General features: G+C 65.6%; 10 protein-coding genes. 5 read left to right on the top strand and 5 right to left on the bottom strand.

Annotated features, from left to right (window positions below):
• Positions 1-15: 15 nt before the first annotated feature.
• On the bottom strand, positions 16-1,140 hold the full coding sequence (gene chvE, locus ACZY1F_RS12145; RefSeq protein WP_463941927.1) for a multiple monosaccharide ABC transporter substrate-binding protein: 1,125 nt from the start codon (positions 1,138-1,140) through the stop codon (positions 16-18).
• Between the two features lie 226 nt (positions 1,141-1,366).
• The gene (locus tag ACZY1F_RS12140; RefSeq protein ID WP_463941926.1) at positions 1,367-2,197 is read right to left on the bottom strand and encodes a putative protein N(5)-glutamine methyltransferase; all 831 of its coding nucleotides are present in this window, start codon (positions 2,195-2,197) and stop codon (positions 1,367-1,369) included.
• A 347-nt stretch (positions 2,198-2,544) separates the two neighbouring features.
• On the opposite strand from ACZY1F_RS12140, the gene ACZY1F_RS12135 reads away from it, so the two are divergent.
• Entirely contained in the window at positions 2,545-5,532 is a 2,988-nt protein-coding gene (locus ACZY1F_RS12135) for an alpha-amylase family glycosyl hydrolase (protein ID WP_463942234.1), read from the top strand.
• A gap of 79 nt (positions 5,533-5,611) precedes the next feature.
• Here ACZY1F_RS12135 and malQ read toward each other — a convergent pair whose 3' ends face one another.
• Complete coding sequence (malQ, locus tag ACZY1F_RS12130; RefSeq protein ID WP_463941925.1) at positions 5,612-7,828, bottom strand: 4-alpha-glucanotransferase; 2,217 nt, start codon at positions 7,826-7,828, stop codon at positions 5,612-5,614.
• Positions 7,829-8,071: 243 nt separating this feature from the next.
• Here malQ and ACZY1F_RS12125 point away from each other — a divergent pair, with 243 nt between their 5' ends.
• Positions 8,072-10,777 (top strand): GH32 C-terminal domain-containing protein, encoded by a 2,706-nt coding sequence (locus ACZY1F_RS12125; protein WP_463941924.1) that lies wholly within the window; start codon positions 8,072-8,074, stop codon positions 10,775-10,777.
• Between the two features lie 89 nt (positions 10,778-10,866).
• Here ACZY1F_RS12125 and ACZY1F_RS12120 read toward each other — a convergent pair whose 3' ends face one another.
• Together ACZY1F_RS12120 and ACZY1F_RS12115 are read right to left on the bottom strand one after the other, a co-directional pair.
• Positions 10,867-11,160, bottom strand: a complete 294-nt coding sequence (locus ACZY1F_RS12120) for a putative quinol monooxygenase (protein ID WP_463941923.1) — start codon at positions 11,158-11,160, stop codon at positions 10,867-10,869.
• Positions 11,161-11,224: 64 nt separating this feature from the next.
• Positions 11,225-12,226: a LacI family DNA-binding transcriptional regulator gene (locus ACZY1F_RS12115; RefSeq protein ID WP_463942232.1), complete on the bottom strand. Its 1,002-nt coding sequence runs from the start codon at positions 12,224-12,226 to the stop codon at positions 11,225-11,227.
• Positions 12,227-12,390: 164 nt separating this feature from the next.
• On the opposite strand from ACZY1F_RS12115, the gene ACZY1F_RS12110 reads away from it, so the two are divergent.
• The 3 genes from ACZY1F_RS12110 to ACZY1F_RS12100 all read left to right on the top strand — a co-directional run bounded on the left by ACZY1F_RS12110 (position 12,391) and on the right by ACZY1F_RS12100 (position 15,457).
• The gene (locus ACZY1F_RS12110; RefSeq protein ID WP_463941922.1) at positions 12,391-13,512 is read left to right on the top strand and encodes a substrate-binding domain-containing protein; all 1,122 of its coding nucleotides are present in this window, start codon (positions 12,391-12,393) and stop codon (positions 13,510-13,512) included.
• Positions 13,513-13,619: 107 nt separating this feature from the next.
• A complete protein-coding gene (locus ACZY1F_RS12105) occupies positions 13,620-14,666 on the top strand; it encodes an ABC transporter permease (RefSeq protein ID WP_463941921.1) in 1,047 nt (348 codons plus the stop codon).
• The gene (locus ACZY1F_RS12100) at positions 14,663-15,457 is read left to right on the top strand and encodes an ATP-binding cassette domain-containing protein (protein ID WP_463941920.1); all 795 of its coding nucleotides are present in this window, start codon (positions 14,663-14,665) and stop codon (positions 15,455-15,457) included. The genes ACZY1F_RS12105 and ACZY1F_RS12100 overlap by 4 nt, the downstream gene beginning before the upstream one ends.
• Positions 15,458-15,480: the final 23 nt, after the last annotated feature.

Genomic DNA, 15,480 nt, shown 5'->3' with positions numbered 1-15,480 from the left:
ACCCCGCAAGAAGCGTTACTTGACGTCGGCGTCTGTGTAGTAGCCGGAGTCGATGAGTTCCTTCTTGTAGTTTTCCGCAGTGATGATCACGGACTTGAGCAGGTAGGCCGGAACCACCTTGACCTTGTTGTTGTAGGTCTTGGTGTCGTTGACCTCCGGCTCCTGGCCCTTCAGCAGGGCGTCAACCATCTTCACTGCCTGGGAACCCAGCTGGCGGGTGTCCTTGAAGATGGTGGAGTACTGCTCACCGGCGATGATGGACTTCACGGAGCCCTTCTCAGCGTCCTGGCCCGTGACGACCGGCAGGTCTCCCTTGGCGTAGCCGCCGGTGCTGGTCAGTGCGGAGATGATGCCGATGGAGAGGCCGTCATAGGGGGAGAGCACACCGTCGAGCTTGGTCCCGGAGCTGTACGCCGCCGTCAGGACGTCCTCCATCCGCTTCTGGGCAACAGGGGCCTGCCAGCGCAGGATGGCTGCCTGCTCGAACTTGGTCTGGCCGCTGGGAACCTTGAGGGTTCCGGCGTCCAGGTACGGCTTCAGCGTGTCCATGGCGCCGGTCCAGAAGAAGTTGGCGTTGTTGTCATCCGGGCTGCCGGCGAAAAGCTCAACGTTGAACGGGCCCTTGCCCTCCACCTTCTTGCCGCTGGCATCCACCAGGCCCAGACCCGTCAGCAGGGACGTTGCCTGCTGCACGCCCACCGTGTAGTTATCGAACGTGGTGTAGAAATCAACGTTTGGGGTGCCGTTGATAAGGCGGTCGTAGGCGATGACCTTGACGTTTTGTTCCTTCGCCTTGGCGAGCACATCGGTCAGGGTGGTGCCGTCGATGGCGGCCACAATGAGCGCCTTGGCGCCCTTGGTCAGCATGTTCTCGATCTGCGATACCTGCGTGGGGATGTCGTCGTTGGCGAACTGCAGGTCAGTCTTGTAACCAAGCCCTTTCAAGGACTTTTCCACGTTCCCGCCATCGGCGATCCAACGCTCGGACGTCTGGGTGGGCATCGAGATACCCACCAGGGACTCACTGGGATTCGCTGTGGCTTCCGGGGTGGCTGTTCCGCCCCGGCTTCCGCACCCTGTGGCACCCACAGTGACTGCGAGGACGACGGCGACGGCGCCCAAGAATTTCCTAATTCTCACGATTTCTCCTCCCGCGGAAGCTTGTCCGCGAAGTGGTGCTGGGTCGGCAGGCGTCTGCGCTTGCCGGTAGAGCGGTACTGCCTTGGTGTGCAGGGCCCGAGCCCTGGACACCTGAAGAGCTGCCAACAGGCAGGCGCGGAGGTCTCTTGTGTGCCGGAAGCCTAGTACCGCCTTAATGTTGTTAGCGCTAACAACAAGGATATTGCAGAGTTGAATGTGGGTCAAGTCACCTTTTATCGGCCCGTCCGACTACAACGGTGCCGTCCAGTTCTTCCGAGCGGACAGTCCTGACCGCGAAGCCCGCGCCCGCCAGGATCGACGCCGTCCCTGCGGCCTGCCGCTCGCTGGTTTCGATGATGAGGTTCCCGCCCGGCCGCAGCCATCCGCTGGCCTCGGCAGCGACGCGGCGGTGGAAGTCGAGTCCGTCCGGGCCGCCGTCGAGCGACCACAACGGTTCGTGGTCGCGTGCCTCGTGCGGCATCGAATCAATGGCACCGGTGGGGACATAGGGGGCGTTGACAGCCAGCACCCGGATCCGTCCCCTGATGGCGTGCGGGAGCGCCTCGAACAGGTCGCCCCTGTGGACCTCACCACCCATACGGCCAATGTTCCGGCGGGCACAGGCCACCGCGGCCGGGTCAACGTCCGCCGCATGGAGTTCCAGGCCTGCAATCCGGGAGGCGACGGCGGCACCTACGGCACCGGACCCGCAGCAAAGGTCCACCACTACGTTGGGCTCCGAACCATCCCGGTGCTCCCGCATCGGGTCCGCCGAGAGCAGCGCTGCGGCCTCATTCACCACGAGCCCGGTGCGCCGGCGCGGGACAAAAACCCCGGCATCGAGCTCAATCCGGAGTCCGCAGAATTCTGCCCAGCCAAGGATATGTTCCAGTGGATACCCGGCAACGCGCCTCTCAACTGCCGAAGCGATGCGGTCCGGGCCGGACACTGCGGCGAGGAGAAGGCGGGCTTCCTCATCCGCAAAGACGCACCCTGCCGCGCGAAGCCGCTCAGCGATCCCCACAAGGGTCTCTACATGAAATTCCGTGGCTGACATGGGTACACCTTCCGCGAACTGATGGGCTCGGGGCACCGTCGCCCGCCTCTGAATGTACGCGAAGATAGCCTCCGGCGGCGTGTCTAAAAAGACTGGATTTATTCGGTGCAAGCGCTTACAGTGTGCCGTGGTTCACATGGCGATCGTTCCGTAATCGCCATCGCGAACCGCACACCTGACCGCCAACTGACGCCCGCACTCACATCTCCCCAGCACATCTCCCCGCAGCCTGTACAGCAACGCCGCTACCAGGAAGGTCTCCTGACGTGAACACACGCACCCGCAGAGGCTCCATCCGACGCCTCAACCACCCCACGACACCATGGCTGGGACTGCTCGCCGCAGCCATGCTCGTGTCGACCTCCGTTCTACCGGCGCACGCGGCGCCGGGCCCGAAGGACCCGGGGTCGTCGTTGGCCCTTCACTCCCTCCGCGCCCCGGTGACGGACGAGAATTTCTACTTTGTGATGGCTGACCGGTTCAGCAACGGGGACACAACCAATGACGACGGCGGCCTCGGCGCCGACCCCATGGTGTCCGGCTTCGACCCCACCCAAAAGGGTTTTTACAACGGCGGCGACCTGGCCGGGCTGCTGGACAAGATCGACTACATCCAGGGCCTGGGCACCACGTCCATCTGGCTCACTCCCAGCTTCAAAAACAAGGCGGTGCAGCCCGAGGACAAGTCAGCCGGCTATCACGGCTACTGGATCACCGACTTCACCCAGATCGACCCCCACCTGGGCACCAACGACGAGTTGAAGGCCCTCATCGACGAAGCCCATTCGCGCGGCATGAAGGTGTACTTCGACATCATCACCAACCACACCGCGGATGTGATCGGCTACGAAGAAGGTGCGCGCAAGACCTACGTTTCGAAGGACGCCGAGCCGTACAAGTCGGCGGCCGGCGACGAGTTCGACGACCGCGACTTCGCCGGGTCGAAGGAGTTCCCGGAGCTTGATGCCAAGACGTCCTTCCCCTACGTCCCCGTCCTTGACCCGGCAGAACAAAACCTTAAAGTTCCCGCCTGGCTGAACGATCCAACGCTGTACCACAACCGCGGCGACACCACTTTCCAAGGTGAGGACTCCTATTACGGCGACTTCTTCGGCCTGGATGACCTCTTCACCGAGAACCCCAAAGTGGTGGACGGCATGGAGGAGATCTACAAGTCCTGGATCGGCGATTTCGGCGTGGACGGCTTCCGGATCGACACCATGAAGCACGTCAACAACGAGTTCTGGCAGGAATTCGGCCCGGAGGTGCTCAGCTACGCCAAGGCCCAGGGCAAGGACGAGTTCTTTATGTTCGGCGAGGTCTTCGACACCACCAAGTCCTTCACCTCGCAGTTCACCACCCGCAACCAGATGCAGGCCGTATTGGACTTCCCGTTCCAGGAGGCGGCCCGGAACTTCGCGTCCAAAAGCCAGGACACCCGCTCGCTGGAGACCTTCTTTGCCGGCGACGACTGGTACACCGACGCCGATTCCAACGTCTACCAACTGCCCACTTTCCTGGGCAACCACGACATGGGCCGGATCGGCAGCTTCATCGCGGCCGACAACCCGGGTTCAGCCGACACGGAACAGGTGGCCCGCGACCAGCTGGCCCACGAGCTGATGTACTTCTCCCGCGGCAACCCGGTGATCTACTACGGCGACGAGCAGGGATTCACCGGCCCCGGCGGCGACCAGGACGCCCGGCAGACGCTCTTCGCCAGCCAGGTGCCGGAGTACCTCGACGACGATCTGCTGGGCACCGAGGCCACGCATGCGAGCGACAACTTCAACGCCGGCCACCCGCTCTACTCCAAGATCAGCCAACTCGCGGCCCTGGCAAAAGACCACCCTGCCCTGCGCGACGGCGCCCACCAGCACCGCTACGCCTCCGAAGGGCCCGGGATTTACGCCTTCTCCCGCACCGACGCGGAGGACCAGCGTGAGTATGTTGTGGCCCTGAACAACAGCGAACAGCCGCAGACCGCCGAGGTTCCCACCTACATTGGCAAGCGCACCTACACCAGGATCTACGGCGCCGCCGCCAAGGAGTCCAAGACCTCAGCGGACGGAAAGCTGACAGTCACCGTCCCGCCGCTGTCCGCCGTGGTCTACGAGTCATCGGGCCGCATTCCGCACTCCAAGGCGGCTCCTGCCGTCGCACTCCAGGAACCTGCCGCGGCACCGGCGGATAACAGCCGGATCAACGTAACGGCCGACGTCGGCGGTGCTTCGTTCTACGAGGTCACCTTTGAGGCCAGGACGGCGGGCGGTGGCTGGGCGCCGATCGGCACCGACGACACCGCGCCGTACCAGGTGTTCCACGATGTGGCCGCCTTGGATGCAGGCACCGCCCTGGAATACCGGGCCACCGTCCTGGACAACGGGGGCCACCGGGCCACCAGCCAGTCCCGGGCGGCCGCAGTTCCGGCACCGGTCCTGACCATGGAGAAGCCCCTGGAAGGAAGCAGCGTGAAAGGGGCCGTTGAGCTCAGCGCCACGGCCGATCCGGAAAAATCGAGCCATGTGGTGTCCTTCGAGCGCAGCGTGGCCGGCGGCGGGTGGACGGCCGTGGGCTCCGACGACTCCTCACCGGTGTACTCCGTGGTTGATGACCTGGCGGCACTCGAGCTCGCGGACGGCACGAAGGTGCAGTACCGCGCCAGCATGAGCGGCCCCGGCTTCAGCGTGGTCAGCGAGACGCGGACAGTCGTTATGGGTGAGGCCCCGCAGCCGGATTCGGTGACCGTGGCGGGTTCGCTGAACTCCGAGATGGGCTGCCCTGCGGATTGGGACCCGGCCTGCCCAGCGGCGTTCATGACCTTGGACCCGGCGGACAACATCTGGCGGCTCACGGCAGACCTGCCCGCCGGTCAGTACGCGTATAAGGCAGCGCTCAACGGCAGCTGGGACGTGAACTACGGCGCCGGCGGGGTGCTTGGCGGCAGCGACATCGTGCTGGATCATCCCGGCGGGGCCGTCACGTTCCGCTACGACAACAGCACGCACGTCCTCAGCACCGGATACGTCTCACAACAGCCGGGTGCCGTTGCCATCGCAGGCAGCCTGGACAACGAACTCGGGTGCGCCACCGACTGGGAGCCCACCTGCGATCAGGCCCAGTTGACCCTGGACCCGGCAACGCTGGTGTGGAGGCTGTCCGCGCCGAACCTGCCGGCCGGCACGTACGAGTTCAAGGCGGCGCTGAACCGCAGCTGGGACGTGAACTACGGGGCTGGCGGGGTGCCCAACGGCGGCAACATCTCCTACACGCACGACGGCGGCGCGGTCACCTTCCGGTACGACCACGTCACCCACCTGCTCACGGCGGGCTAGCACCCCTACCTTGAGCAACGCGGGGTCACTTCGAGCCCAATATGAGTCTCCGGAAGGGCATGGAGTGACCCCGCGTTGCTTAAGAGTGCAGCGCCTCCGCGACGGCTCCCAACAAGGCGTTGAACCGCGGATTGGCCGGAAGGTCGTCGATGAGAACCGGGCTGCCGTCCGGACCGCCGAGCGGGACCTGCCAGTTCGGGTACAGCGCCTCGGTGGTGCCGGGCTGGTTCTGCACCCGCCGCTCCCCCACGGCGTCCACCAGCGCCACTCCGAGAAGGACCGACGGCGTCTGGGCCAGCAGGCGGTGCAGCGCCTCTATGGTGGGCTCCTCGCTGCCGTCGCCTCCGTCCCCAGGCAGCAATCCGCGTTCCCGCAGCAGCCCCATCATCTTTTCGAGCGTGGCCGTGTGCTCCGCACGTTCCTCCGCCTCAGAACGTTCCAGCAGGCCCAGCCTGCTGCGGAGGGCCACGTGGTCTCCCGCCAGGTAGCCGGCGGTGGGCGGCAGGTCGTGGGTGTTGACGCTGGCGAGGGCCTGCACCCGGTACCGTTCCGGCGGGAGGGGTGAATCGCCGTCGTTCTCGAACCAGAGGATGGAGGTGCCCAGGATGCCGCGGGCAGCGAGGTAGTCGCGCACCCATGGTTCGAAGGTTCCCAGGTCCTCGCCGATCACCACGGCACCGGCGCGCTGCGCCTCCAGCGCCAGGATGCCGATCAGGGCCTCGTGGTGGTACGTGACATAGGCGCCGTCGCGCGGGGAGTTGCCGGCCGGCACCCACCAGAGGCGGAACAGGCCCAGCACGTGGTCCACCCGGATGCCGCCGGCGTGCCGGAGCACGGTGGAGAGCATGTTGCGGAACGGTGCGTAGCCGGCCTCAGCGAGGCGGGTGGGATGCCACGGCGGCTGGTTCCAGTCCTGGCCCAGCTGGTTGTACATGTCCGGCGGCGCCCCCACGCTGATCCCGGGCGCCAGGACGTCACGGAGGGTCCAGGCGTCGGCGCTGCTGAGGTCAACGCCCACGGCGAGATCGTGCACCACACCCAGCCGCATCCCGGCCCGGCGCGCCGCCTGCTGCGCGTTCTCAAGCTGTTCGTCGCAGATCCACTGCAGCCAGCGGTGGAACCCGATCCTGTCCGCAAGCTTCCCGCGCAGCGACTCCGCTTCAGAGGATCCCAGAGCGCAGTCGGGATCGGTCCAGAGCGGATGATCCGGTGCCAGGTCTTCCCGGATGGCGGACCACAGGGCGAAGTCATCCAGCCCGGAGCCGGAGATCCGGCAGAATTCGTCGAACGCTGCCTGCCGTGCCGGCGAGCGCCGGGCGTGATACAGCAGTTCCAGGGCCTGGAGCTTGGCTGCATACACGGCGTTGCGGTCCAGCCGTTCGCCGTCCTTGTTCAGGGCCTGGACCTGCTCCTGCAGCCTGTCCACCGTTGCGCGCTTGCGCGGCTTCAGGTAGGCGATTTCCGGGATGGCCTCCACCCGGATGTACAGCGGGTTGAAGAAACGCCGCGTGGACGGCGAGTACGGCGAGGGCTGGACCGGCGGCACGGGTTCGGCGGCGTGCAGCGGGTTGACCAGGACATAGTCTGCTCCGCGGGCGCCGCTGAGCGTGGCCAGGTCCGCGAGGTCGGCGAAGTCGCCGATCCCCCAGGACCGCTTGGACCGCACGGAGTAGAGCTGGGTGGCCAGGCCCCAGCCGCGACGCTCCGCCAGGGAATCGGCGGTGGTGAGCCGCGCCGGAACCACCACCAGCGTGCCCTCGGCTGTGACGCCGTCGGACTCTGCCCGCAGCGTGTGCCAGCCCAGCGGCAGCCCCTCCGGTACGGCGAAGGTAGCCCGGCCGGTGGCCACGCCATCCACGTCCTGGGGTGCCACCCAGACATCCTGCTGGACTGCCTCCACGGGACCGCCCGCGCCCGTTTCAAGCTCCACGTGCAGGCGTGCCGTGGCCCCGTCCCGGACGTGGACGGGAACCACCGCGGCTTCGCCCTGCTGAACCACGACGGCGGGAGGCAGCATCCGCCGCCACGGCGCCACTTCCGCCTCGACCAGGGCGGTTTCGATCAGCTGGTTGGTGTGGGCCGGGACGCCGAGTGCTGCCAGGACCTTGATCAGTGTCTCCGCGGCGACGCTGTGCGGCAGCCCGTCCCAGCCGTGGAACGACGTACCAACGCCGTGAGCGTCGGCGAGGCGCTGGAGAAGGTGCTGGTCCACGCGCCCATGACCGGCCGCATTAGCGTCGCCCGGAGGTACCGGTGTTCCGAAAATTTGAGCTTGCTGCTGGTCTGGAGCCTTCATGGAATGTCCGCCTCGCCTGGTGTGTTGGGCCCGAACTTAAATTGCTGCTGTGCACGCCGGGGCTTCGCTGCGCCCCGGACACACGTTGGTTCCGATTATTGCAGGGGCCGCCCCGGTCCGCTTCACCGTCGGTCCACGACCGCTTCAAACCGTTGACTTGTCTTGTGGACATCCCCTACCGTTCCTGTCACTGACAACGTTGTCTATCCACTAGGCACGCGCGATGAAGGGCAACCCCTATCCATGCAAATCAACAAATCCCGAACGGTCATTACGTGTTCGGCACTCACCCTGGCAGGCCTCAGCCTCGCCGCAACACTCGCCGGGTCGGTCCCGGCCTGGGGCGCGGCACAGGCAACCACGCCGGCCTCCTCACGAACGGTTTCCGATGCTGACGCCGGTTCCGGAACGCCCCTCGGCGGGGAACAGCACCGGCCGGCCTTCCACTACTCGCCGAAGCAGAACTGGATGAACGACCCCAACGGAATGGTCTTCCACAAGGGCATCTACCACCTGTATTACCAGCACAACCCCTCAGGAAACACGTGGGGCAACATGTCCTGGGGGCACGCCACCTCCAAGGACCTGACGCACTGGACGGAGCAGCCGCTGGCCATCGCCACCGATGACCAGCAGGACATCTTCTCCGGCAGCGTGGTGGTGGACAAGGACAACACCTCAGGGTTCGGAACCGTAGAAAACCCGCCGCTGGTTGCCGTCTACACCAGCGCGTACAAGCCCGGTTCGCCCCATCAGGGACTGCAGGCCCAGTCGCTGGCGTACAGCCTGGACGACGGCCAGACGTGGACCAAGTACGATGCCAACCCGGTGCTGAACCGGAACTCGGCAAACTTCCGCGACCCCAAGGTCTTTTGGTACAGCACCCCGGATGGCGGCGGCTACTGGGTGATGTCCGCCGTTGAGGCCGCAGACCACAAGGTCCTGCTGTACAAATCCGGGAACCTCAAGGACTGGACGCTCCTGAGCGAATTCGGGCCGGCCAACGCCACCGGAGGGCTCTGGGAATGCCCGGACCTCTTCCCGCTGGCCGTTGACGGCGACCCCGCGAACATCAAGTGGGTCATGGTGGTCAACATCAACCCCGGCGGCGTCGCGGGCGGATCGGCCGGTCAGTACTTTGTTGGCGACTTCGACGGCACCACCTTCACGTCCGAGACAACCAAAGCAAGCGATACCCTCCCCGCCGGAACCCCGCTCGCCGGTTTCAACAACGGCACCTACGAGGGCTGGGCTGTGGCCAACGAACCAGGAAACTGGAAGAACGGCCCGTTCGGAGATGCTCCGGCCACCGGACCGCTACCCGGGCAAAACACGGTGAGCGGCTTTGCCGGGGCCGGTCTGATCAACTCCTTCAACGACGGCGACTGGCCCGTGGGCACCGCGGAATCACCGCAGTTCACCGTCACCAGCGACTACCTTAATTTCCTGGTGGGCGGCGGCCAGCACCCCCGCGTCTCGGACAAGCTGGACAACACCCCGCCGGCCGGCGACCTCCTGTTCAGCGGGTTCGAGGTTCCTGACGGAACGTCAATGGCCGACGCCGGCTGGACCGGTACCGGCGATCTGGCACCGTCCTTCCAGCCCGCCACGTCCGGCGGTGACTTCTTCATCGGCGCCAAGCGGATCAATACGTTTGACACTGGCGGTGCACCGGCCGACGACAGGCAGGGAACCATGACGTCGCCGTCGTTCACGCTCTCCCGGGACTTCATGAGCATGCTGGTGGGCGGCGGACACCGGGCGGCCGGCTCAGGCCAGCAACTGGAGGTCCAGCTGCTGGTGAACGGCAACGTGGTCCGCAGCCTGGCCGGTGATGACGCCGGCGCCCTGAACTGGAAGGGCTGGGACGTTGCCGAGTTTGCCGGGCAGCAGGCGCAACTGCGGATCGTGGACCAGGCCACAGGCGGCTGGGGCCACCTGACACTGGACCACGTGATGCTCACCGACCAGGCCTCAGTGCCGCGGTCCGACGAGACCACCGTGAACCTGGTGGTGGACGGCCAGGTGGTCCGGACCGCCACCGGCGCCAACAGTGAGGTCTTGGACTGGGCGTCCTGGAATGTTGCCGAATTCAAGGGCCGGCAGGCCAGCATCAAGGTGGTGGACAACAACCGTTTCGGTTGGGGCCACATCCTGGCGGATGAGTTCGTAGCTTCGGAGCAGGCGGCCACACCGCGGATCCAGACCTACGACTGGCTGGACTACGGCCGCGACTATTACGCCGCCGTCTCCTTCGCCAACATGCCGCAGGACAAACGCATCATGCTGGGCTGGATGAACAACTGGGACTACGCCCAGGCCATCCCCACCTCGCCGTGGCGCAGCGCCATGTCACTGCCCCGGGAAGTCTCACTGACGCAGACTCCGGCCGGACCGCGCCTCACCCAGAAGGCCGTCAAGCAGGTGGACAACCTTGCCACAAAGCCGAGCTACGCCGAGAAGCGCGCCCGGGACATTGCCCCGGGGAGCACCGCGCTGCCCGTGGCGGCCTGGGGCCAGACCCAGCGGGTTGATGTGACGCTCGCGCCGGGCACGGCTTCACGGGCCGGAATCACAGTGCTGGGGAACGGTGGCACCGCCACCGAGATCGGGTACGACCGGACCACCGGCGAGGTGTATGTGGACCGGCAGAACTCGGGAGACACCGGCTTCCACCCGCTGTTCACGTCGGTGGACTCTGCGCCCGTCACCCTGGACGCGGACGGCACCGTGACCCTCCGGGTGTACCTCGACAGGTCCTCAGTGGAGGTCTTCACCCAGGGCGGGCAGCGGACCATCACAGACCAGGTGTTCCCTGCAGCGGGAGCTAACCAGGTTGCGCTCTTCGCCGACGGCGGCACGGCGCAGCTGAAGTCGATCACAGTCACGCCACTGGCCCAGTCAATGTTCAGCACATTGACCAAACCGGTGAAGGACCGCCAGAAGTAGGCTAATCCGTCCCGGGCTTGTCCGCGGATCCGTGCCCTGAGGGCGGAATCGCGGACAAGCCCGGGATTTGGCGTCTGCGGGGTGGGCGGTCAGTGAACCGGCTGGAGCCAGGTCAACACTGAGCCGTCCTCTTCGATCAGATCCGCGAGCTCGCCGTTGAATCGGGCACCGTAGTCTGCGCTGATGTGCTCCTGAAAGGCGGCGTCGTCCGCGTAGACCTCGAACACGAAGTACTCACGGGGGTTCGTTTCCCGGGTGTAGGGCAGGAAGAGCTGGTTCCCCGGTTCACGCCTTACCTCGTCGGTCAGTTGGCGCATCATCTCTGCCACCCGGTCTTCGCTGCCGGGCTTGACGGTGAATTCGGCGTAGAGCGTTTTGGTCATGGTTGTCCCCTCTGGATTGTTTGGATCTGCTGGTGGTTGGGTCTGCTGTGGATTGGATCTGGGCTCAGCCCGCGGGCGGCGGGAGCTCCCCGGAACCGCGCTGGATGAGCTCGGAGGGGACAACGTAGGTCTGCGGCGCACCGCTGTCGCCGTCGATCCGGGCCAGCAGCCGTTCCGCGGCGAGCTTCCCGATCCGCTCCGGGTGCTGGGCGATGACGGTGATGCCGGGCTCCATCATGTCCGCTAGGGTGAAGTCGTCAAAGCCCACCAGCGCCACACGGCGGCTGGCGCCAAGTTCCTTCAGCGCGCGCATGACGCCGAACGTGATGAGGTTCTGGCTGGAGAAGATCGCCGTGGGCGGATTCTCGGCCGTGAGGATCTCCAGGGCGGCCAGCCGGGCTGATTCCTCGTTGTGGAGTCCTTCCCGCACCGGCACGTCGGCCGTCGCCTGCCCTGCCCGGCCCAGTTCCTCAATGAATCCGCGACGCCGTTCCCGGGCGGTCTGGATGTCGGGGCGGTCGCCCAGATAGGCAAGCTTCGTGTGGCCATGCGCCATGAGATGGGCGGCCGCCCGAGCCGCGCCGACGGCGTTGTCCGTCACCACGGAGTCGGCCTCTATGCCCACGGGTTCGCGGTCAATGAACACCATGGGCAGGTCCCGGGAATGTTCCGGGATGGCGTACGCCTGGCTTCTGGCAATGGGGGTCAGGACCAGGCCGTCCACGCGCCGGCCGAGGAACGCGGACACGAGCGCCTTTTCCCGCTCGGGGTCATCGTCCAGGCTGGCTGCGAAAACGGCTATCCCGCGTGCCGCCAGGGCGTCTTCCATGGCCCGGTGGATCTCACTGCTGAAGGGGTTGGCCACGCTGGGGAGCAGAAGCCCGATGGAAAGCGTCTGACGGCCCGTGCGGCGCAGGCTGCCCGCCGCCATATCCAGCTGGTAGTTGAGCTGCTGCGACGCCCCGAGCACCCGTTGCCGGGTGGCCTCTGAAACGCCCACTTCATCGTTCATCACCCTGGAGACGGTTTTGATGCCCACCCCGGCCAGCGCGGCGACATGGCGCATGGTGGGCCGGTTCTTGGCGGAGTCCGCCTGGTAACGATTCGACATCGTTGTCATTAACTCGCCCTTCATCATCGAATTTGTCTTGACTCTACCCTGTGACGTTGATTACATAGCTTCTGACATCGTTGTCAGGCACAGGATGTGCCACGAACGTAGGAGATTCAATGTTGAGTTCCAAAGCCACACCCAAGCTTTCACACCGCCTGCTGGCCATCGGCGCAGTCCTGACTCTCGGTACCCTCAGCCTCACCGCCTGTGGCGGCAATTCCAGCGCACCCGGGGCCAGCGGAGGCACCGCTGACGAAAAGGTCGGCGTCTCCCTGATCGTCAAAACCACCACTAACCCCTTCTTCGTCTCCATGCAGGAAGGCGCCAAGAAGGCAGCGGAGGCAGACGGCGTTGACCTGAAGCTCGCCGCCGGCAAGGCAGATGGCGACGAGGACACCCAGATCCAGGCCATCGAGAACGCCATCTCCAAGGGCGACAAGGGCATCCTGATCACCCCCAACGGCCCCTCCGTGGTGGATGCCCTGAAGAAGGCCAAGGACGCCGGGCTCTTTGTGATCGCCCTCGATACCCCGCCGGACCCCGCCGACGCCGCGGACATCACCTTCGCCACCGACAACTTTGCCGCCGGGGAGCTGATCGGCAAGTGGACCGCCGCGCAGCTTGGCGGCAAGAAGGCCACCATCGCCCTGCTGGACCTGTTTGACGACAAGGTTGTCTCCGTTGACTACAACCGCGACCAGGGCTTCCTGACCGGACTCGGCATCGACACCGCCGACAAGAAAAAGAACGGTGACGAAGCCAAGACCGGCAAGTACACCGGCGGCAAGGGCGGCGAGTACGAAATCGTCGGCAGCCAGGCCTCCCAGGGCGCCGAGGACGGCGGCCGTACCGGCATGGAGACCCTGCTGTCCAAGAACCCCAACATCAACGTTGTGTACACCATCAACGAGCCCGCGGCAGCAGGCGCCTTCGAGGCCCTGAAGTCCGCCGGCAAGGAGAAGGACGTCCTGATCGTCTCGGTCGACGGCGGCTGCGCCGGCGTGGGCAACGTCAAGTCCGGCGTCATCGGCGCCACCGCCCAGCAGTACCCCGTGAAGATGGCCGAAATGGGTGTCAAGGCCATTGTCGAACTGGCCAAGACCGGCAAGAAGCCTGCCAACACCGCGGGCCTGGACTTCTTCAACACCGGCGTTGAGCTGGTCACGGACAAGCCCGCAGATGGCGTCAAGAGCATCACCACGACTGAAGCCAGCAACATCTGCTGGGGCAAGAAGTAGCCACCCAGCGTCACGCGGGGAGACCGGAGCCCGCTTTCGGTCTTCCCGCACTCCATCCACCGAGCTAGCTCCGCCCTAGCAGCCATCACCAAAGATCGGGATCAATCGTGACCCAGCAACAGACCGCCGGCCCGCCCAGCGCCGGGCATGCCGACCTGGCGGAGGAATTCCTTGACCGCCAGACACCGCTTAGCCGGATACGCAATATCCTCCACCGTTACCCTGCCGCCAGCCCCGCCCTCGTCCTTCTCATCGCGGTGGTCGTCTTCGGCCTCCTCAATGACAGGTTCCTGCGGGTTGAAAACCTCTCCCTGATTACCCAGCAGGTCTCCGTCGTCGGCACCCTGGCCATCGCCCAGACCCTCATCATCCTCACGGCAGGCATCGACCTTTCCGTCGGAGCGGTCATGATCCTCTCCTCCATGGTGGTGGCCCAGGTCGCCGTCGACAACGGACTGCCCGCACCTCTCGCGCTGCTCGCGGGCCTCGTCGTCGGACTCGCCGCCGGAGCCCTCAACGGATTCCTGGTCACCAGGTTCCGGCTCCCACCGTTCATCGTCACCCTGGGCACGCTGAACATCTTCATCGCACTGACGCTCCTCTACTCGAACGGAGCGACAGTGCGCGGCTCGGCCATGCCGGACCTGCTGACCTGGACAGGTACCACCTTCCCGGTGGGCCCGGTCAGGATCTCCACCGGCGTCGTCGTGATGCTCCTGCTCTACATCGCCATCGCGTTCATCCTCGGCAAAACCGCCTGGGGCCGGCACGTCTACGCCGTAGGCGATGACAAGGAAGCCGCCCGCCTGGCCGGCATCGCGGTGAACAAAGTCCTCATGAGCGTCTACCTCGCCGCCGGCGCAGTCCTGGCCATCGGCGCCTGGATCCAGATCGGCCGCACCAACGCCGCCAGCCCCAACGCCGGCGTCGAGCTGAACCTGGACTCCATCACCGCCGTCGTGATCGGCGGAACCAGCCTCTTCGGCGGGCGCGGTTCGGTCTGGGGAACCCTCCTGGGTGCCCTCATCGTCGGTGTCTTCCGCAACGGACTCTCCCTCGCCGGCCTGGACGTGCTCTACCAGACCCTCGCCGTGGGCGTCCTCATCATCCTCGCTGTGTCCATCGACCAGTGGATCCGAAAGGTGAAGTCATGACCGCGTCGCAGCTGGAATCCGCAGGCACGGAACTCCGCCAACCCATCCTGCAAGCCCGGAACCTGGTTAAGACTTTCGGTCGCGTCGTGGGCCTGGACGGCGTCAGCCTGGACCTGTACCCGGGTGAAGTCCTGGCAATCATCGGCGACAACGGCGCCGGCAAATCCACCCTGATCAAGTGCCTCACCGGGGCAGAAGTACCGGACTCCGGCGAACTCTTTGTCTCAGGACAGCCGGTACACTTCAAGCGACCTCAGGACGCCAGGGTCCACGGCATCGAAACCGTCTACCAGAACCTGGCGGTTTCGCCCGCGCTCGATGTTGCCTCCAACCTCTTCCTGGGCCGGGAAGAACGCCTGGCCGGACCGCTCGGCAGCATCTTCCGGGTCCTGGACACCAAAGGCATGCGCCGCAAGGCAAAGGAGGAACTGACCCGGCTGGGTATCTCCACCCTGCAGGACGTCACCGTCCCGGTGGAAAACCTTTCCGGCGGCCAGCGCCAGGCAGTGGCGGTGGCCCGCGCCGCCGCCTTCGGCTCCAAGGTAGTGGTGCTGGATGAGCCGACGGCGGCGCTCGGCGTCCGGGAATCCAACCAGGTCCTGCAGTTGGTCAGGGACCTCCGGGACCGGGGACTGCCCGTCATCCTGATCAGCCACAACATGCCCCATGTGTTCGACGTGGCGGACCGGATCCACATCCAGCGCCTGGGCAAGTGCGCGGCAACAATCACCCCGCAGTCCCACAACATGACCGACGCAGTGGCGATCATGACCGGTGCCGCCACGGCCTGACCGCACCGCACGACCCTGCACCA

This window comes from Pseudarthrobacter xylosi, from assembly GCF_055412765.1.
The sequence above is the reverse complement of the archived record's forward strand: the minus strand, read 5'-3'. Positions and strand labels throughout refer to the sequence as shown.